The sequence below is a fragment of the Streptomyces sp. NPDC001137 genome (assembly GCF_040298885.1).
Classification (GTDB): domain Bacteria; phylum Actinomycetota; class Actinomycetes; order Streptomycetales; family Streptomycetaceae; genus Streptomyces.
On the sequence record NZ_JBEPBA010000006.1, the window covers coordinates 192,005 to 211,175 of the forward strand.

Genomic DNA, 19,171 nt, shown 5'->3' on the forward strand with positions numbered 1-19,171 from the left:
CCTCCGACAGAAAGGCAAGCACAGTGGGACAGCCCCGCCATGCCCCCACGGAGTGGTGGCGCTCCGCCGTCATCTACCAGGTCTACGTCCGCAGCTTCGCCGACGGTGACGGCGACGGCACCGGCGATCTCGCCGGCGTCCGCACCCGACTGCCCTACCTCGCGGAACTCGGCGTGGACGCCCTGTGGTTCAGCCCCTGGTACCTGTCTCCGATGAAGGACGGCGGCTACGACGTCGCCGACTACCGCGCGATCGACCCGGCCTTCGGCACTCTCGCGGAGGCGGAGAAGCTGATCGCCGAGGCCCGCGAGCTCGGCATCCGCACGATCGTCGACATCGTCCCGAACCACGTCTCCGACCAGCACCCCTGGTTCCGCGCCGCCCTCCTCGGCGGCCCCGAACGCGAACTGTTCCACTTCCGCCCCGGCCGCGGCAGCCACGGCGAACTCCCGCCCAACGACTGGACGTCCCAGTTCGGCGGCCCCGCCTGGACCCGACTGCCCGACGGCGACTGGTACCTGCACCTCTTCGCCCCCGAACAGCCCGACCTCAACTGGGCCCACCCGGCGGTCCGCCAGGAGCACGAGGACATCCTGCGGTTCTGGTTCGAGCGGGGCGTCGCCGGGGTCCGCATCGACTCGGCCGCCCTCCTCGCGAAGGACCCGGCCCTGCCCGACTTCACCGAGGGCCGCGACCCGCACCCGTACGTCGACCGGGACGAACTCCACGACATCTACCGCTCCTGGCGCGCCGTCGCCGACGAGTACGACGGCATCTTCGTCGGCGAGGTCTGGCTCCCCGACACCGAACGCTTCGCCCGCTATCTGCGCCCCGACGAACTCCACACGGCCTTCAACTTCGCCTTCATGACCTGCCCCTGGGACGCGCGCAGGCTGCGTACGTCGATCGACGAGACCCTCGCCGAGCACGCACCCGTGGGCGCCCCCGCCACCTGGGTGCTGTGCAACCACGACGTCACCCGCACGGTCACCCGCTACGGCCGCACGGACACCGGCTTCGACTTCGCCACCAAGACCTTCGGCACCCCGGCCGACCTCGCCCTCGGCACCCGGCGCGCCCGCGCGGCCGCCCTGCTGTCACTCGCCCTGCCCGGCGCGGTCTACGTCTACCAGGGCGAAGAGCTGGGCCTGCCCGAGGCCGACATCCCCCTCGACCGCATCCAGGATCCGATGCACTTCCGGTCGAACGGCGCCGATCCGGGACGTGACGGCTGCCGGGTGCCGCTGCCCTGGACGGCCGGTGCGCCGTACGCGGGCTTCGGCAGCCGCGAGGAGCCCTGGCTGCCGCAGCCGGCCGACTGGACGTCGTACGCCGTCGACCGGCAGGACGCGGACGCCGGCTCGATGCTGGCTCTCTACCGCGCGGCCATCGGGCTGCGTCGGGTGTTCGGGGACGGGCCGCTCACCTGGGAGCCCGCACCCGAGGGCGTCCTCGCCTTCACCCGGGCAGGCGCCCGGTGCCTGGTGAACCTCGCCGACACCCCTCTCGACCTTCCCGCCGGCTCCCCATTCCTGCTCGCCAGCGGTCCCTTGGACGCCGAGGGACGACTGCCGAAGGACACCGCGGTCTGGCTGCGCGTCTGAGCCGCACCGCACCCTCCCCCCATCCCGCACCCCCACCCCGAAGGGATCAGCACATGCACAGGACTGTCAGGGGCATGCCATCAGCGGTGGTCGTCGCCCTCTCCGCCGGTCTGCTCACCGCCACGGCTCCCGCCGCGCACGCGGCCTCCGGCGCCACCCTGCCCTTCACCTCGGTCGAGGCCGAGTCCGCGAGCACCACCGGCACCCGGATCGGCCCCGACTACACCCAGGGCACCCTCGCCTCCGAGGCCTCCGGACGCCAGGCGGTACGTCTCGCCCCGGGCCAGCGCGTCGAGTTCACCGTGCCGCGCGCGGCCAACGCCGTGAACGTCTCCTACAGCGTCCCCGACGGCCAGTCCGGCACGCTCGACGTGTACGTCAACGGCCAGAAGATCACCAAGACCCTCGCGGTCACCTCCAAGTACTCGTACATCGACACCGGTTGGATCCCGGGCGCCAAGACCCACCACTTCTTCGACAACGCCCGACTGCTGCTCGGCCAGAACGTCCAGGCCGGTGACAAGATCGCCCTCCAGTCGACCGGCACTCAGGTCACCGTCGACGTCGCCGACTTCGAGCAGGTCGCCGCTGCCGCCGGCCAGCCCGCCGGTTCGGTCTCGGTCACCTCCAAGGGCGCCGACCCCAGCGGCAACGGCGACTCCACACAGGCCTTCCGGGACGCGATCTCCGCCGCGCAAGGGGGAGTGGTGTGGATCCCGCCGGGCGACTACCGGCTGACGTCCTCGCTCAGCGGCGTCCAGAACGTGACCCTGCAAGGCGCCGGCAGCTGGTACTCCGTCGTGCACACCTCCCGCTTCATCGACCAGTCGAGTTCGTCGGGCGGTGTGCACATCAAGGACTTCGCGGTGATCGGCGAGGTCACCGAGCGTGTCGACTCCAACCCGGACAACTTCGTCAACGGCTCGCTGGGGCCGGGAAGTTCGGTCTCCGGCATGTGGATCCAGCACATGAAGGTCGGCCTCTGGCTGATGGGCAACAACGACAACCTGGTCGTCGAGAACAACCGCATCCTCGACACCACCGCCGACGGCCTCAACCTCAACGGCAACGCGCGCGGTGTCCGCGTCCGGAACAACTTCCTGCGCAACCAGGGTGACGACTCGCTCGCCATGTGGTCGCTGTACTCCGCCGACACCGACTCCAGCTTCGAGAACAACACCATCTCGCAGCCGAACCTCGCCAACGGCATCGCGATCTACGGCGGCACCGACATCGCGGTCAGGAACAACCTGGTCTCCGACACCAACGCCCTCGGCAGCGGTATCGCGATCTCCAACCAGAAGTTCCTCGACCCGTTCTCCCCGCTGGCGGGCACCATCACCGTCGACGGCAACACCCTCGTGCGCACCGGAGCGATGAACCCCAACTGGAACCATCCGATGGGCGCGCTGCGCGTCGACTCCTACGACAGCGCCGTCAACGCCACCGTGAACATCACCAACACGACTGTCACCGACAGCCCGTACAGCGCCTTCGAGTTCGTCTCCGGCGGCGGGCACGGCTATCCGGCCGGCAACGTCATCGTCAGCGGTGCGACCGTGAAGAACACCGGCACGGTCGTCGTCCAGGCGGAGACGCAGGGCTCGGCGAAGTTCAGCAACGTCCAGGCCACCGGGGTCGGCGCGGCGGGCGTCTACAACTGCCCCTACCCGTCCGGCTCCGGCACCTTCACCCTCACCGACGGCGGCGGCAACTCCGGCTGGAGCAGCACCTGGGCCGACTGCTCGACCTGGCCGCAGCCCGGCCAGGGCAACCCCGACCCCGACCCGAACCGCAACCTCGCCAAGGGCCGCCCGGCCACCGCCACCGGCTCGCAGGACGTCTACACGCCGGGCAAGGCGGTCGACGGCGACGCGAACAGCTACTGGGAGTCGACCAACAACGCCTTCCCGCAGTCCTGGACGGTGGACCTCGGCTCCACGCAGGCCGTGCGCCGACTGGTGCTGAAGCTGCCGCCGTCGACCGCCTGGGGCGCCCGCACCCAGACCATCACCGTACTGGGCAGCACCGACGGCTCGACCTACTCCACCGTCGTCGGATCCACCGGCTACCGCTTCGACCCGGCGACCGGCAACACCGCCACCGTCTCCCTGCCGGCCGGCACCAGCCTGCGCCATCTACGGCTGACCGTCAGCGCCAACACGGGCTGGCCCGCAGGGCAGTTCAGCGAGGTGGAGGCCTATCTGGCTCCCTGACCGTGTCCTGCGGTGCCACCCGGGTGTGCAACCGGCGCGCCCCCTGACGGCTGCTGCGTCAGGGGGCGCCATCGTCGATCGGGAGCGTGCCGACCTCGGGATCACAGGTCCAGCACGAGCTTCTTCCCACGGCAGCGGGACACACAGATCATCATCGTCTCCCCGCTCTGCTGCTCCTCGGCGCTGAGCACCGAGTCCCGGTGGTCCGGGGTGCCGTCGAGGACGTCGGTCTCGCAGGTGCCGCAGGTGCCCTCCGTGCAGGAGAACAGCACCTCCACGCCGGCCGCACGGACGGCATCCAGTACGGACACGTCCGGCGCGACCGTCACCGTACGGCCGCTCTGCGCCAGCTCGACCTCGAACGCGGTGTTCCCGCCGTCCTCCTGGGCCTTCGGCGAGAACCGCTCGACGCGCAGCCGCTCGGGCGGGCAGCGCTCCTCGACCGCGTCCAGCAGCGGTCCGGGACCGCAGCAGTAGACGAGTGTGCCCTCGGGCAGGTCGTCCAGCACCGAACCGAGGTCGAGGAGCCCGCTCTCGTCCTGCGGACAGACCTTCACCCGGTCGCCGTACCGCTCCAACTCCTCGGTAAAAGCGATGGAGTCGCGGGTGCGGCCGCCGTACAGCAGCGTCCACTCGGCGCCCGCCGCCTCCGCCGCGGCCAGCATCGGAAGGATCGGGGTGATGCCGATCCCGCCCGCCACGAACCGGTAACGCGGCGCGCTCTCCAGCCGGAAGTGATTGCGCGGCCCGCGCACCCGCACCTTGTCGCCCTGCCCGACCTGCTCGTGCACATGGGCGGATCCACCGCGCCCGTCCGGCTCCCGCAGCACGGCGATACGCCACACCGAACGGTCCGCGGGATCTCCGCACAGCGAGTACTGCCGCTCCAGCTCCGGGCCGAGCACGACGTCGACATGCGCGCCCGGCTCCCAGGCCGGCAGGTCCTCGCCCAGCGGGTGGCGCAGGGTGAGGGCGAGCACACCGTCGGCCGCGAACTCCCGGCTGTCGACGACGAGTTCGGCTTCGTACACGGTCATGAGCTGTTTCCTCGTGGCGCGGCGGGCTCGTGTCCTTCGGGGTGGCCGAGCATCCACTCCCACATCTCGACCGGGTCCTGGGCGCTGTGCTCGGCGCCGCAGTGACAGGTGCCGTGCAGGATGTCGGTGCCCGGCAGCCAGTCGATGCGGTAGATCTCGCCCGTGGAGCTGCTCACAGGACCTTCTCCACGGGCTTGTCGCCCTCCTCGACCAGCCGGGCGAGGATACGGCGGGCGGCGAGGCCGCCGGTGTCGATGTTGATGCTGAGTTCCTGGTACCCGGTCCGCTCCGTGCCGAGCGTCTTGTGCAGCAGGTTGAGCGCGACCACGTCCTGCATGACCACGGTGTGGTTGTTGCTCCGCATGAACTCGGTGACCTCGGCGTCCTCCGTCGCCCAGTCGCGCGAGACGGCCCAGAAGTCGTACACCTTGCCGTCCGTGGACGGGGTGATGGCGTAGGTGATCTCGGTGTGGAAGCCGTTCGGGTCGCTGCCGTCGGCCTCCGGCAGCACGCCCACCGGCGCGATGCGGCTGTGCAGCAGATACAGACAGGGCGCGTGGTACTCGATGTCCTGCCAGCGGGTGATCCGGCCCTGGATACCGGTGGAGTTGGCGTAGAACGGCGGGCACTCGGCGTCGTCCATGTGCCGGCTCACCCGCACGATGCCCGCGCCCTCGTCGACCTCGGTGGTGATCGGAGTCTCGGCGACCTCGGGGGTGCCGATGTAACCGCCGTGCAGATACGTCTCGTGGGAGAGGTCGAGGAGGTTGTCGACCAGCAGCCCGTAGTCGGCGTCGATGGGCTCCATGCCGCGGACGGTCACCCAGCCGGGCGCGTCGAGGTGCCGGGCCCGGGGGATGGTCTGCGCATCGGCGAGGGCCGGGTCGCCGATCCACACCCACACCAGGGAGTCCAGCTCGGCCACCGGGTAGGAGGCGACCCGGGCGGTGCGCGGGATGCGCTTCTGGCCCGGCACGTACACGCAGGTACCCGTCGTGTCGTAGGTGAACCCGTGGTAGCCGCACACGAGTTTGTCGCCGTCCAGCCGGCTGGGCTTCTCGTGCAGCGGGAACCGGCGGTGCACACAGCGGTCGGCGAGGGCGACCGGCGTCCCGTCCTCCTCCGTCCGGTAGAACACGAGCGGTTCACCGAGGATCGTCCGGCCGAGCAGCTCCTCGCGCCCGACCTCGTGGCTGTAGGCGGCGACGTACCACTGGTTCCTGGCAAAGGCGGTCATGTGAGGCATAGGGGTTCCCGTCCCTGTCGGCGGGGCGCCGTCGCCCCGCGTGCCGTGGTTGGACTCAGATTCGTGACGGCCTTGGTGGGTGCGCAAGGCGGCTTCTGCCAGGCGGAAGGGGTTCCGTGAAAGGGCTGGTCGGAGGTGTTCCGGGAAACCATCAGCAAAGGATTCCTGGACAAGGCTTGTCCGGTTCGAGATCGTCGCCCGCTACGGTCACGCCGTGCCGCACGCCAGGGGCTTCGACGGGCCTGGTGTGGTGCACCGGCTCCCCGCCGGTCATCGGGGCACGGCGCTGACCTTCGACGCCTGCGGCGGCCGGGGTGGCAGTGGCTACGACCGTGCCCTGATCGACTTCCTGCGCAGGCGGGAGATACCGGCGACTCTGTTCATCAACTCCCGCTGGATCGACGCCAATCCGTCCGTCTTCCGCCGACTGGCCGCCGAGCCGCTCTTCGAGATCGCCAACCATGGCACCCGCCACCTCCCCCTCTCCGTGACCGGCCGCTCCGCCTACGGCATCCCGGGCACCCGCGACGCCGCCGAGGTCCACGAGGAGATCGCCGGCAACCGGGCGAACCCACCTTCAGCCCCGAGCAGGTCCGTACGACGGTGGGGTCCGCGCCCGTGGGCTCCGTCGTCATCTGCCACATGAACCACCCGGAGGGCGGTACGGCCGCGGGCATCACCGCCGCAGTGCCCCGACTGCTGGCCCTCGGTCACACATTCGTACGACTGTCGGATGCGCTGCCCTGAGCACACGGACCGCGGCACCCCTCGCGTACCGACGACTTTCACATGGGCGCCACCGGACCCTTCCCTGACGTTTGGTGCTCTTGGAACACTCGCACCGCGCGCAATCCGTCATGTTCCGGCCATCCGCACCAGGATGAGAGGCAATCAACCCATGCCCGAAGTCAATCGGCGCCGATTCCTGCAACTCGCGGGCGCGACCACCGCCTTCACCGCCCTGTCGAACAGCATCCAGCGCGCCGCCGCGCTGCCCGCGAACCACCGCACGGGATCCATCGAGGACGTCGAGCACATCGTCGTCCTGATGCAGGAGAACCGTTCCTTCGACCACTACTTCGGCACCCTCAGAGGCGTTCGCGGCTACGGCGACCCGCGCCCCGTGGTGACGCGGCAGGACGGGAAGCCGGTCTGGTACCAGGCGGACGCGAGCGGCAAGGACATCCTGCCCTTCCACCCGGACGCCGACGACCTGGGCCTCGCCTTCATCCAGGACCTCCCGCACGGCTGGAACGACGGACATGCCGCCTTCAACGGGGGCAAGTACGACAAATGGGTTCCCTCCAAGGGCTCCACGACGATGGCCTACCTGACCCGCGAGGACATCCCGTTCCACTACGCGCTCGCCGACTCCTTCACCATCTGCGACGCGTACCACTGCTCGTTCATCGGCTCGACCGACCCGAACCGCTACTACATGTGGACCGGTTACACGGGCAACGACGGCCAGGGCGGCGGCCCGGTCCTCGGCAACGACGAGGCCGGCTACAGCTGGACCACCTACCCCGAGCGCCTGGAGAAGGCGGGCGTCTCCTGGAAGATCTACCAGGACGTCGGCGACGGCCTCGACGCGAACGGCGGCTGGGGCTGGATCCAGGACGCCTACCGCGGCAACTACGGCGACAACTCCCTGCTCTACTTCAAGCAGTACCAGAACGCCCAGCCCGGCAGCCCGCTCTACGACAAGGCCCGCACCGGCACCGACGCCCGCAAGGGCGAGGGCTTCTTCGACCAGCTCAAGGCCGACGTCAAGGGCGGCAAGCTGCCGCAGATCTCCTGGATCGTCGCCCCCGAGGCCTTCACCGAGCACCCCAACTGGCCCGCCAACTACGGCGCCTGGTACGTCGCCCAGGTCCTCGACGCGCTCACCTCCGACCCGAAGGTGTGGGCGAAGACGGCCCTGTTCATCACGTACGACGAGAACGACGGCTTCTTCGACCACCTCGTCCCGCCGTTCGCACCGGGCTCAGCGGCCCAGGGCAAGTCGACGGTCGACGTCGGCCCGGACCTGTTCAAGGGCAGCAGCAGCCACCCCGCCGGCCCCTACGGCCTCGGCCAGCGGGTGCCGATGATCGTCGTCTCGCCCTGGAGCAAGGGCGGTTACGTCTGCTCCGAGACGATGGACCACACGTCGATCATCCGGTTCATGGAACGTCGCTTCGGCGTGCACGAGCCGAACGTCTCGCCCTGGCGGCGGGCGATCTGCGGCGACCTGACCTCCGCGTTCGACTTCTCCCGTACGGACACGAAGCCGGTCGCCCTGCCCGGCACCGACGGCTACCAGCCGCCGGACCACAACCGCCACCCGGACTATGTGCCGACCCCGCCCGCCAACCCGGTCCTGCCCAGGCAGGAGCGCGGCCTGCGTCCGGCGCGTCCCCTCAAGTACGCCCCGCACGTGGACGGTTCGGTGGACACGGCCTCCGGGAAGTTCACCCTGACCTTCGCCTCCGGAGCGAAGGCGGGCGCCGCCTTCCTGGTGACCTCCGGCAACCGCACCGACGGGCCCTGGAGCTACACCACCGAGGCCGGCAAGACCGTCTCGGACGCCTGGAACTCGGCGTACTCCAACGGCTCGTACGACCTGTCCGTGCACGGCCCGAACGGTTTCCTGCGCGTCTTCAAGGGACCGAACAAGGTGGCGGGACCCGAGGTCACGGCCCGCCACAGCGGCGACGACATCGAGCTGACCTTCACCAACAAGGGCTCCGGCACGGTCCGTCTGAGGCTGACGGGTGGATACGGCCACAAGCCCCGGACCTTCACGGTGCGGCCCGGAGCCACGGTGAAGCACACCGTCGACCTCGCCGCGAGCCGGCGCTGGTACGACCTCACCGTCACCTCCGAGGCCGACGCCACGTTCCTGCGGCGGTTCGCCGGACATGTCGAGAACGGGCGGCCGGGAGTGAGCGATCCGGCCATCATCACCGGTTGAACTGTCGGTAAAGGGTGGTGAACTGCGGATCGCGGGGACTGGCCAGGAGTCGGTGGGCCCGGGGTAGTGTGCCCCGGTGACCACGCATTCGAACACTCCTGCTGGCTGGTACCCGGATCCGCACGGAGCGCCCCGGACTCTCCGCTACTGGGACGGCGCCCAGTGGACCCAGCACACCAACACGGACCAGCAGCAGGCACCTCAACAGCAGGTGCCGCAGCAGCAGGTACCGCCGCAGGCCGCCGGGCCGGACCCGCGTGTGCAGCGTCAGGTGCAGCAGCAGGCCGGGGTCGCCGTCGGCGGCCCCGGCGGCGGCAGCCTGTTCACCGAACCGGTCCTGGTGGTCAACCAGAAGGCCAAGCTGATCGAGCTGACCAACGAGTACAAGGTCATGGATCAGAACGGCAACGAGATCGGTTCGGTGACGGAGGTCGGGCAGAGCACGCTGAAGAAGGTGGCGCGCTTCGTCTCCAGTCTCGACCAGTTCATGACCCACCGGCTGGAGATCCGGGACGCTCATGGCCGGCCGCAGCTGGTGCTGACGCGGCCCGCCAAGGTGTTCAAGTCCCGGGTCCTGGTGTCGCGTCCGGACGGTTCGCCCGTCGGCGAGATAGTCCAGCAGAACATGATCGGGAAGATCAACTTCGCGATGAACGTGGACGGCCGGCAGGTCGGCGCGATCAAGGCGGAGAACTGGCGGGCGTGGAACTTCGCGATCGTCGACCACGCGGACAACGAGGTCGCCCGGATCACAAAGACCTGGGAAGGTCTTGCCAAGACGATGTTCACGACTGCGGACAACTATGTCCTGCAGATTCACTACAAGCTGCCCGAGCCGCTGCTGAGTCTTGTCGTGGCGACGGCACTAACCGTGGATACGGCGCTCAAGCAGGATTCGCGCGGCCTCGGCTGACGCCCCCCAGCGGTGCTCACAGGGGTGTGAGGTGCCCCGGATCGGAAGGCTGCCGGGGTATCAACGCCGGTTCGGGTGTCGCCGTTTCGGGCCGTAGCGCCAGCACCGCGGCCACCGGGTGCTCCTCGTCGACCGTGACGACCGGAGCGGCGGAAGCGGCCGGAGCAGGTGTCGCCCGGGTCAGGAGTACGACGCCCCAGGACGCCAGGGCCGCGCCCGCGAGGGCGAGGAGGATGCCCTCCGGGCCGCCGCGGAGGCCCTGGCCGAGGAGGGTGAGGCCGATCACCGAGGCCGCCACCGGGTTGGAGAGCGTCACCATGGCGAGGGGCGCGCCGAGCCCGCCCCGGTAGGCCGTCTGGGAGAGCAGCAGTCCGCCGACCGCGAAGGCGGCCACCAGGACCGCCACCAGGACGACCTGGAGGCTCAGTGCGGAGCCGGACCGGTCGGTCGCGGCCACCGTCACGGTCTGCGTGAGGGCCGAGGCGACGCCCGAGGCGAACCCGGAGGCCGTGGCGTGCCGCAGGCCCGGACGGGCTCCCGGCCGCGACAGCAGCCCGATCAGCGCGGCCGTGGTGCCCGCGACCGCCAGTGCCTCGGTCAGGCTCAGCACCTGCTCGGGCGCCGACCCGGACGCGGTGACCAGCAGTGCGGCCAGTCCGGCCAGCGTCAGCGCGGTGCCCCGCCACTCGGTGGCGCTGACCTTCCGCCCGGCGGCCCGCGCCCCCATCGGCACCGCGGCGACCAGCGTGAGCGCGCCGAGCGGCTGGACGACGGTGAGCGGACCGTACTTGAGGGCCACGACGTGCAGCAGCGCCGCGCCGGCGTTGAGCCCGACCGACGCCCACCAGGCGCCCGTGCCCAGCAGCCGCAGCATGCCGGTGCCGGAGCTGCGGGAGGCGAGCCGCTCCTGAGCCACGGCGGCGGCCGCGTAGGCGACGGCGGAGACCAGCGACAGGGCGACGGCGACGAGGGTGGCGGTCATCGGCCCGCTCCTACCAGGACGTGGTCGTCGGCGACGGGGGCGGCGAGCTTCTCGCTGCCGCGCCCGGCCGTGGTGACGGTGTGGTGCGGCGAGCGAAGCGAGATGGGGGTCCCCCCGGACGAAGTCTGGGGGCGGACCAGCGCGAGGGCGGCGCCGAGCATGGCGGTCGCGACGATCGCGTCGAGCCAGTAGTGGTTCGCCGTGCCGACGATGACCAGCAGCGTCACCAGCGGGTGCAGCAGCCACAGCCAGCGCCGGCGGGACCGGGTGGCGGCGATCAGGCCGATGGCGACCATCAGGGCCCAGCCGAAGTGCAGGGAAGGCATCGCCGCGAACTGGTTGGAGAGGTGGTCCGAGGACGGCGGGCCGTAGACCGAAGGCCCGTACACGTGCGCCGTGTCGACGAGGCCGGTGGCGGCCAGCATCCGCGGCGGTGCGAGGGGGAAGACGAAGGGCAGCACCAGGGCCGCCGAGGTGACCGTGGCGAGCACCCGGCGGGCCCACACGTAGTGCGCGGGCCGCCGCAGGTAGAGCCAGACCAGGAAGGCCGCGGTGGCCGGGAAGTGGACGGTCGCGTAATAGGTGTTCGCGAGGTGCACCAGGGTGTCGCTGTGCAGCAGTACGTGCTGCACCGAGCCCTCACCGGGCAGATGGAGCGTCCGTTCCAGGTCCCACACGCGGTGCGCGTTGCGCAGCGCCTCGCCGGTGTGGCCGGTCGCGAGTTGGCGGCCGAACTTGTAGACGAGGAAGAGCCCTGCGACGAGCAGGAACTCGCGGACGACCGGAGGCCGCGCTATCGCGTCGGTCTCTCCTTCTGCAGGCTCGGTGCGGGCATTCATCCCCCGGCCCCTTCGCTGACGGTGGTGCGTGTGCTGGTACGTGGTGAGACCCGGGCCGGAGCCCGAACTCATCGGTACGCTCGCGTGCCGAAACGAAAGCGTTCCGATACGGCAGTGTACCGATACGCGGCCGTTCCGGTACACTGGCGTATCGATTGAGGTACGACACACTGGAAGCCGGGAATAAAGCGCGTATAAAGCCGGCGCTCGGAGTGAGGGAGAAGTGCAGATGACGTCGCAGGCCGCGGACGGACCGCAGACGGTCGCCGCCTCGCGCCGCTCCAAGATCACGCGCGAGCGTGAGCAGGAGTTCTTCGACGCCGTCCTCGAGCAGATCCGCGAATGCGGATACGAAGCCGTCACCATGGAAGGGGTCGCCGCCAGCACGCGCTGCAGCAAGTCCACGCTGTACCGGCAGTGGAAGACCAAGCCCCAGTTCGTGGTGGCCGCCCTGCGCTCCCGCCGCAAGGCCCGCTTCGAGGGCATCGACACCGGGTCGCTCGCGGACGACCTGCGCGAGGCCGCGCGGGCCGTGGGCCGCTGGTCCCAGAACGACACCAAGCTGCTGCAGGCCCTCGGGCACGCCGTCACCCAGGACGCCGACCTCGCCAAGGCGCTGCGGGAGGCGCTCGTCGACCCGGAGATCGCCGCGCTGAAGGAGATGCTCAATCGCGGGGTCGAGCGCGGCGAGATCACCGCCGGCCACCCGGCGCTGGAGTACATCCCGGCGCAGATGTTCGGCGTCGTGCGCGCCCGCCCCGTCGTGGACGGCGAGTACGCCGACCCCGACTACCTGGTCCGCTTCGTGGAGGCCGCGGTGCTGCCGGCACTGGGTCTCACCTGAGAATCAGGTCGCCGTCCGTGGGATGACTGGACGGTGACCTGCTCGCGCCGCACCGTGGGGACGGGGGCGGCGCGCACCACCGGCCGGGTGGGGTTCCTCTTGAGCGGAGGGGCGCCCCACCCGGCCGATCACTGTCCGGGGCGCTTCACACCGTCTGGCCGTCGCCGCCGCCGGTCGAGACCTTGATGCCCTTGGTGATGTCGTCGATGACCGACTGCTTCTCGGCGACGTCCACACCGAAGCGGACCACGACGATCTGCGCGGGGTTCGCGGGGGAGGGGAAGGCGAGCGACTCGACATAGCCGTCGGAGCCCTTGCTGGTGATCGCCTGCCAGCGGACCAGGTAGCCCTTCTGTCCGGCGACGGTGACCGCCCTGGAGTCGAGCACCTTGTGCGAGGTGATCGAACCGTAGGTCTTGCCGCCGTAGGACTGCTCGGCGTTGGCCTCGATGTCGGCCTTCGCGACCTCCTCGGCCGTGCTGCCGGCGGTCTTCAGGAGCGCGGCCGGCGCCGAGAACGCGCCGCCCTTGGTGCAGGTCTGCGAGGTGTCCCCGGGGCACTTGTAGGAGTCGTTCGACGTGATCGAAGCGCCCGCCGGGAGCTGCTGGCCGTACCAGTCGGCCGGAATGGGCAGGCTGATCCCGCTGATCGGGTCGGAGACCGAACCGCTCTTGATCTTCGGAGCCTCGGACTGGCCGGGGTCGGGCGACTGGTTCCCGCCCGAACCGCCCGAGCCACCGTTCCCGCCGTCGGCGCCGCCCGGGCCGCCCGGACCCTGCTGCGAGTTGACGTTGCCGCCCGAACCGTCGTTGCCCGCCAGCGCGTACACACCCACACCGATGCACGCGAGGACGACCACGGCCGCCCCGGCGGCGATGATGCCATTGCGCAGACCGCGCCGCGGAGCGGCCGGCGGCTGGGCGGGATGGGCCGGATGGCCGGGGTAGGCCGCATAGGCCGGGACCGCCGGAGGGACGGGGCTCGCCGGATCCGCCCCGGCCGTCGGCGTCTGCGCCGGGGGACCCCATACGGCGGCCGACCCCGCGGGGCGGGTCCGGTCCGTCCATGCCTTGCCGTCCCACCAGCGTTCGGTGGCGGGAGCCTCACTTGTCTGCCCGGGGTCGGGATACCACCCGGGAGGAGTCACCTGCGTCATGCCCCCACCGTATGAGGCCTCGGTGAAAGTGGCATGAGAGGATTCCGGCTTCAGGCCACCACCAGCCGTTCGGGCGCCCGCGCGCCCGGCGCCGGCAGCCGCAGCCCGTCCCGCCCGGGTGTGATCGAACCGAGCACGCTCGCATGCCGTGCCCCGGTGCTCGCGGGCTCGCTGCCCGCCAGTCCGTGCGCGGTCAGGAACCCGAGCACGGCGAACGCGTACGCCTCCTTCGCGTCCGACGCCAGCCCCAGTTCGTCGGAGGCGCGCACCGGAATCCCCGGCAGCCGCTGCCCCAGCATCCCCATGAGCACCGGGTTGCGGACCCCGCCGCCCGAGGCGATGACCTCGGTGGCGCGCAGCGCGAGCACGGCGTCCGCGACCGTCCGCGCGGTGAGCATGGTCAGCGTGGCGACCACGTCCTCGGCCCTCAGCGTCCCGAAGCCGGCCAGGGCGTCGTGCAGATAGCCGAGGTGGAACACCTCCTTGCCCGTCGTCTTGGGCGCGGGCAGCGCGTAGTACGGCTCCTCCAGCAGCCGCCGCAGCAGCGGCTCGTGGACGGTGCCGCGTGCGGCCAGCGCGCCGTCGACGTCGTAGGCCATGGTCCCGCCGCTGAACCCCCGCGCCGCCGCGTCGATCAGCGCGCATGCCGGTCCCGTGTCGAAGGCCGTGCCGTCGGGGCCGGTGAGGTTGGCGATGCCGCCGAGGTTGAGGGCGACGGGGGTGCCCGGGCGGCCGCGCAGCCACAGCAGGTCGACCAGGCCGACCAGGGGCGCGCCCTGGCCGCCCGCGGCGATGTCCCGCGGCCGGAAGTCGGCCACCACCGGCAGCCCGGTCGCCTCGGCGATCCAGGCGGGCTGCCCGAGCTGCAGCGTGCCGTGCACCTTGCCGCCGTCCGCCCAGTGGTAGACGGTCTGCCCGTGCGAGCCCACCAACTCGGCCTGCCCACCGCACAGTTCACGGTCCGCACGCAGGGCCGCCGCCGCGAAGGCCTGCCCGATCCACGTGTCGAGCCGGCACACCTCCGCGAGCGAGGTCGCAGCCGGCGGCAGCGCGGCCGCGAGCGCCCCCCGCAGCTCCTCGTCGTAGGCGTCGCTCACCATCCCCAACGGCTTCAGTACAAGGCTGTCGCCGTCGAGGCTCAGATCGGCCGCCGCCGCGTCGATGGCGTCGTAGGACGTGCCCGACATCAGACCGATCACCCGCATCCGATCCACCCCGCCTTCCGTTTCGGTGCCCTGGCCAGGGCGAGGGCGCTCACCGCGCACGTCGCCGCCGCGTAGTACCCGGGGATGTCGACGCTCCCCGTCCGCTTGACGGTTTCCGTAATGATGAGCCCCGCGCAGCCGGAGAACACGGCATTCGAGAGGGCGTAGGCGAGTCCCAGGCCCGTGCAGCGCACGTTCGTGGGGAAGAGTTCCGAGAGCATCGCCGGTCCCGGGCCCGCCATCAGCCCCACCACCGCTCCCGCCCCGAACACCGCCGCACCCTTCACGGTGTTCGAAAGTCCCGGGTCCTGAAGGAGGTTGAGCAGCGGCAGAGACAGGAACACCACGAGCAGCGCACCCGTCAGCATCACCGCCCGCCGCCCCACCCGGTCGCTGAGCAGGCCCGCCGGGACGATCGTGACCGCGAAGCCCAGGTTGGCCAACACGGTGGCGACCAGCGCCTGCTGGAAGCCGGCACCCAGCGTGCTCTGCAGATACGACGGCAGCACGACCAGGAAGGTGTACCCGGCCGCCGCCCAGCCCATGATCCTGGCCGCGCCCAGCGCGATGGCCCCGGCGACCTCCCCCGGAGGCAGCCTCACGGACTCGGCCTCCCGGCGGAACGCCGGCGTCTCCGCCAGCCGCAGCCTCAGCCACAGCGCCGCCAGTCCGAGCGGCAGCGTCAGCAGGAACGGCACCCGCCAGCCCCAGTCGCCCAACTGCCGCTCGGTGAGCAGGGTCGCCGACAGGGCCGCCACCCCCGCACCGCCCAACAGCCCCAGCGCCACCGTGAACGACTGCCACGACCCGTACAGCCCACGCCGCCCCGGCGGTGCGAACTCCGTCATCACCGCCACCGCCCCACCGAACTCCCCACCCGCCGACAGCCCCTGAAGCACCCTCAGAAGCGTCAGCAGCCACGGAGCGAGCCCCCCGACGGCCGCATACGTCGGCAGCGTGCCGATCAGCGTCGTCGCGACCGTCATCAGCACGACCACCAGGACCAGCACCGGACGCCGCCCGATCCGGTCGCCCAGCCGCCCGAACAAGGCAGCCCCGACCGGCCGGAAGAAGAACGCCAGCGCAAACGAGGCATACGTCCTGACCAGCGCCTCGACCTCGCTGCCGCCCTCCGGGGTGAAGAACCGCGCCGCGATCACGGTGGCGAAGCAGCCGTAGACGCCGAACTCGTACCACTCGATGAAGTTGCCCACCGACCCGGCCGCCAGGGCCCGTACCGCAGACGGATCCCGCACGGCCCGGCGTTGTCCGGAAAACAGCGTCATTTCAGCGCCTTTTGACTGTCGGTTACCTTCAGACAGGCAGATGACAGGCCGCGTGCGTCGCCTGCCCGCACCCGCTGTCACCCATCACGGCAACAGCTACCCGGACCCCCCTCCACTTCTGCAATTCGACGGCTACGCTCGATGTCTGTACGTCATTCGGGCGACTTCGGGAGGTAGCGGGATGACGGAGGTACGGCCCATGGAGGCCGCCTCGGCCTCCCTGTGGGAGCGCGACGAGGAGATCGCCGCCGTCGAGCGGGCGATCGACACGCTGTGCGCCGACCGCTCGTCCTCGGGCAGCCTGCTGGTGGTCCGGGGCGAGGCGGGACTCGGCAAGACCGCCCTGCTGGCCGAGACCCGCCGTATCGCGGAGCGGCGCAACTGCACGGTGTGGTCGGCCCGCGGCGGCGAGACCCTCAGGTCCGTTCCCTTCAACGTGGTACGGCAGTTGCTGCAGCCCGCGCTGGTGTCCCTGATGCCGGAGGAAGCCCGCGAGTACCTCGGCGACTGGTACGACATCGCGGGCCCCGCCCTCGGCATCACGGAACCGGGCGAACGCCAGGCCGACCCGCAGGGCGTCTGCGACGGCCTGGTCGCCGGGGTGCGCCGGCTGGCCCGCCGCGACTGGCCGCTGGTCCTGCTGATCGACGACGCGCACTGGGCCGACCAGGAGACGCTGCGCTGGCTCGCCGCGTTCGCCGAACGCCTCGACGACCTGTCCGTCCTCGTCGTCGTGGCCCGCCGGCCCGGCGAGGTCAGCGGTGAGAGCGCCCGCCACCTCGAAGCCATCGCCGCCACGGCGGGCTGCCCCGACGCCACCCTGAGCGCCCTCACCCCGGACGCCACCGCGGGCCTCACCCGCGCCACCCTCGGCGCGCACGCCGACGCCCCCTTCTGCCGCGAGGTCTGGGCCGTCACCGGCGGCAACCCGTACGAGACCGTGGAACTCCTCGCCAAGGTCCAGGACAGCGAACTGGAGCCGACCGAGAGCGCGGCCGCCGAACTGCGCGCCCTCAACCGCTCGGCCCGCGGCGGCGGCCTCGTCGCCCGCCTCGAGGAACTCGGCATCGACGCCACCCGGTTCGCCTGGGCGGCCGCCATCCTCGGCACCGGCATCTCCGTCGGCCTGGTCGCCGAGCTCGCCACGCTGGACCACGACGAGGCGCTGCGCTGCGCCGAACTGCTCCAGGACGCCCGCATCCTCACCGAAACCGACCCGGCGAGCGCCCAGGCCGACGACGGCGACCTGGAGTTCGTGCACCCGCTGATCGCCACCGCCGTCTACAACTCCATCCCGGACGCCCTGCGCACCGCCATGCACGGCATCGCCGCCCAGGTCGTCACCGAGTCCGGACGCGGCGCCGCCATGGCCTCCCGGCACCTCCTCCAGGTGCACCCGGACGACGACGAGGAACTCGTCGAGCAGCTGCGTGAGGCGGCCCGCGAACACCTCGCCGTCGGCGCCCCCGACGCGGCCCGCCGCTGTCTGGAGCGCGCCCTGCTGGAACCGCCCCTCCCCGAGGTCCACGCGCGCGTGCTCTACGAACTCGGCTGCGCCACCCTCCTCACCGCCCCTGCCACCACCATCGACCACCTGCAGTCCGCGCTCGGCATGCCGGGCCTCGACGGCGACATGCGCGTCGACGCCGTCGTCCGCCTCTCCCAGGCCCTCCTCCACAACGACCAGCTGGAGGCGGCCGTCCGCACGGTCGAGGCGGAGGCCGCCCGGCACGAGGACGGGCCCGCCAAGATGCGGCTGCAGGCCGTGCAGTACATGTGGGAGGGCATCTACGCCGGCGAGTCGACGTCCCCGGGACGTTCCAAGCGCCTCGCCGACCTCGTCCGCACCTGCATCGGCCGCAACAACTCCGAGCGCGCCCTGCTCATGCTGCGCGGCTTCGACGCCCTGCTCCAGGGCGAGAACGCCGAGGAGGTCGTCGAACTGTGCGACCGCGCCCTCGTCAACGGCCGCCTCGCACCCGGACTCGGCTGGACCGACACCGAGTGGGGCATCGAACTCCCGCTGATGCTCGCCAACTCCTACGCCTACACCGACCGCCTCGACCGCGCCGAGAGCCTCTACAACGAGGCCCTGCGCACCTACGAGTCGGCCGGCTGGAGCGGCGGCCACCTCTCCCTCGCACACGCCCATATCGGCCTCGCACACCGCAGGCGCGGACGGCTCAGGGAAGCGGAGGCGGCTCTGCGCGATTCGCTGCGCATCGCCGAGCGCGTCGGCCGAGGCCTGCCCCTGTACTGGACCACGACCTGCAACCTCGTGGACGTCCTGCTCGCCCGCGGCCACGTCGACGAGGCCTGGGCGATCGCCGAGCAGAACGGCTTCGCGCCCGCCTATCCGTCCCCCATCGTGATGCCGGACCCGCGCTCGGTGCGCGGCCGGCTGCTGCTCGCCGTCGGCCGTACCAAGGAAGGCATCAACGAGCTGGAGGAGGCCGAGAAGGCGGCCGCGGCGCGTGACCACCACAATCCGGTGGTCGTGCCCTGGGCGCTGGACCTTGCGCGGGCCCTCGCGTCGGAGGATCCGGCTCGCGCCAGTCAACTCGCCGCCGCCGCCCGGCGGCAGGCCGAGCGGTTCGGTACGGATACTGCCATCGGAGAGGCGTTGAGGTGTGCGGCGGCGTTGGAGACCGGGCAGCGGGCTGTCCGGTTGGCCGCGCAGGCTGTCGCCTACCTGGAGGCTTCGCCGTGCCAGTACGAGCATGCGGCTGCGCGTGTCGAGTACGGGATCGCTGCGCGGTCCGTCGCCGAGCTCAACAGGGGCCTGGCGCTTGCTCGTTCGTGCGGGGCGGATGGGCTGGTGGCGCAGGCTCGGGAGGTTCTGGAAACAGGGCGCGGACTGCGTTGAGCTGAGACCGTAGCGTGGCCC

Annotated in this window: 15 protein-coding genes; 7 read left to right on the forward strand and 8 right to left on the reverse strand. The window is 71.1% G+C overall.

Features of this window, described 5'->3' with window-relative positions; genetic code table 11:
* The first annotated feature begins 23 nt into the window (after positions 1–23).
* A complete protein-coding gene (locus ABT254_RS14280) occupies positions 24–1,604 on the forward strand; it encodes a glycoside hydrolase family 13 protein (protein ID WP_351468494.1) in 1,581 nt (526 codons plus the stop codon).
* 74 nt (positions 1,605–1,678) lie between these two features.
* On the forward strand, positions 1,679–3,820 hold the full coding sequence (locus tag ABT254_RS14285) for a discoidin domain-containing protein (protein ID WP_502971979.1): 2,142 nt from the start codon (positions 1,679–1,681) through the stop codon (positions 3,818–3,820).
* A gap of 101 nt (positions 3,821–3,921) precedes the next feature.
* Here the strand turns inward: ABT254_RS14285 and ABT254_RS14290 are convergent, their stop codons facing one another.
* From ABT254_RS14290 to ABT254_RS14300, 3 genes are read right to left on the reverse strand one after another with little or no spacing between them, the layout of a single operon-like run.
* Positions 3,922–4,857 (reverse strand): PDR/VanB family oxidoreductase, encoded by a 936-nt coding sequence (locus ABT254_RS14290; protein WP_351468500.1) that lies wholly within the window; start codon positions 4,855–4,857, stop codon positions 3,922–3,924.
* Positions 4,854–5,033 carry a hypothetical protein gene (locus ABT254_RS14295; protein ID WP_351468503.1) on the reverse strand — a complete coding sequence of 60 codons (180 nt, stop codon included), beginning with the start codon at positions 5,031–5,033 and terminating at the stop codon, positions 4,854–4,856. The genes ABT254_RS14290 and ABT254_RS14295 overlap by 4 nt, the downstream gene beginning before the upstream one ends.
* The gene (locus ABT254_RS14300; RefSeq protein ID WP_351468506.1) at positions 5,030–6,103 is read right to left on the reverse strand and encodes a Rieske 2Fe-2S domain-containing protein; all 1,074 of its coding nucleotides are present in this window, start codon (positions 6,101–6,103) and stop codon (positions 5,030–5,032) included. The genes ABT254_RS14295 and ABT254_RS14300 overlap by 4 nt, the downstream gene beginning before the upstream one ends.
* 214 nt (positions 6,104–6,317) lie before the next feature.
* Here ABT254_RS14300 and ABT254_RS14305 point away from each other — a divergent pair, with 214 nt between their 5' ends.
* From ABT254_RS14305 to ABT254_RS14315, 3 genes are all read left to right on the forward strand, one after another.
* Positions 6,318–6,749 (forward strand): polysaccharide deacetylase family protein, encoded by a 432-nt coding sequence (locus ABT254_RS14305; RefSeq protein WP_351468509.1) that lies wholly within the window; start codon positions 6,318–6,320, stop codon positions 6,747–6,749.
* Positions 6,750–7,001: 252 nt separating this feature from the next.
* Complete coding sequence (locus ABT254_RS14310; RefSeq protein ID WP_351468512.1) at positions 7,002–9,059, forward strand: phosphocholine-specific phospholipase C; 2,058 nt, start codon at positions 7,002–7,004, stop codon at positions 9,057–9,059.
* Between the two features lie 76 nt (positions 9,060–9,135).
* Positions 9,136–9,972, forward strand: a complete 837-nt coding sequence (locus tag ABT254_RS14315; RefSeq protein WP_351468516.1) for an LURP-one-related family protein — start codon at positions 9,136–9,138, stop codon at positions 9,970–9,972.
* Between the two features lie 16 nt (positions 9,973–9,988).
* Here the strand turns inward: ABT254_RS14315 and ABT254_RS14320 are convergent, their stop codons facing one another.
* A complete protein-coding gene (locus ABT254_RS14320) occupies positions 9,989–10,954 on the reverse strand; it encodes a DMT family protein (RefSeq protein WP_351468519.1) in 966 nt (321 codons plus the stop codon).
* Complete coding sequence (locus tag ABT254_RS14325; RefSeq protein WP_351468522.1) at positions 10,951–11,793, reverse strand: phosphatase PAP2 family protein; 843 nt, start codon at positions 11,791–11,793, stop codon at positions 10,951–10,953. Before ABT254_RS14325 ends, ABT254_RS14320 begins: the two co-directional genes overlap by 4 nt.
* A 229-nt stretch (positions 11,794–12,022) precedes the next feature.
* Here ABT254_RS14325 and ABT254_RS14330 point away from each other — a divergent pair, with 229 nt between their 5' ends.
* Complete coding sequence (locus ABT254_RS14330; RefSeq protein WP_351468525.1) at positions 12,023–12,637, forward strand: TetR/AcrR family transcriptional regulator; 615 nt, start codon at positions 12,023–12,025, stop codon at positions 12,635–12,637.
* A gap of 145 nt (positions 12,638–12,782) precedes the next feature.
* On the opposite strand, the gene ABT254_RS14335 is transcribed toward ABT254_RS14330, so the two are convergent.
* The 3 genes from ABT254_RS14335 to ABT254_RS14345 are packed head-to-tail and all read right to left on the reverse strand — an operon-like array spanning position 12,783 to position 16,284.
* Complete coding sequence (locus ABT254_RS14335) at positions 12,783–13,793, reverse strand: DUF2510 domain-containing protein (protein ID WP_351468528.1); 1,011 nt, start codon at positions 13,791–13,793, stop codon at positions 12,783–12,785.
* Positions 13,794–13,843: 50 nt separating this feature from the next.
* Complete coding sequence (locus tag ABT254_RS14340; RefSeq protein ID WP_351468531.1) at positions 13,844–14,998, reverse strand: anhydro-N-acetylmuramic acid kinase; 1,155 nt, start codon at positions 14,996–14,998, stop codon at positions 13,844–13,846.
* Entirely contained in the window at positions 14,989–16,284 is a 1,296-nt protein-coding gene (locus ABT254_RS14345) for an MFS transporter (RefSeq protein ID WP_351468534.1), read from the reverse strand. Before ABT254_RS14345 ends, ABT254_RS14340 begins: the two co-directional genes overlap by 10 nt.
* A 181-nt stretch (positions 16,285–16,465) precedes the next feature.
* Here ABT254_RS14345 and ABT254_RS14350 point away from each other — a divergent pair, with 181 nt between their 5' ends.
* Positions 16,466–19,150 (forward strand): ATP-binding protein, encoded by a 2,685-nt coding sequence (locus ABT254_RS14350; RefSeq protein ID WP_351468537.1) that lies wholly within the window; start codon positions 16,466–16,468, stop codon positions 19,148–19,150.
* Positions 19,151–19,171 lie beyond the last annotated feature (21 nt).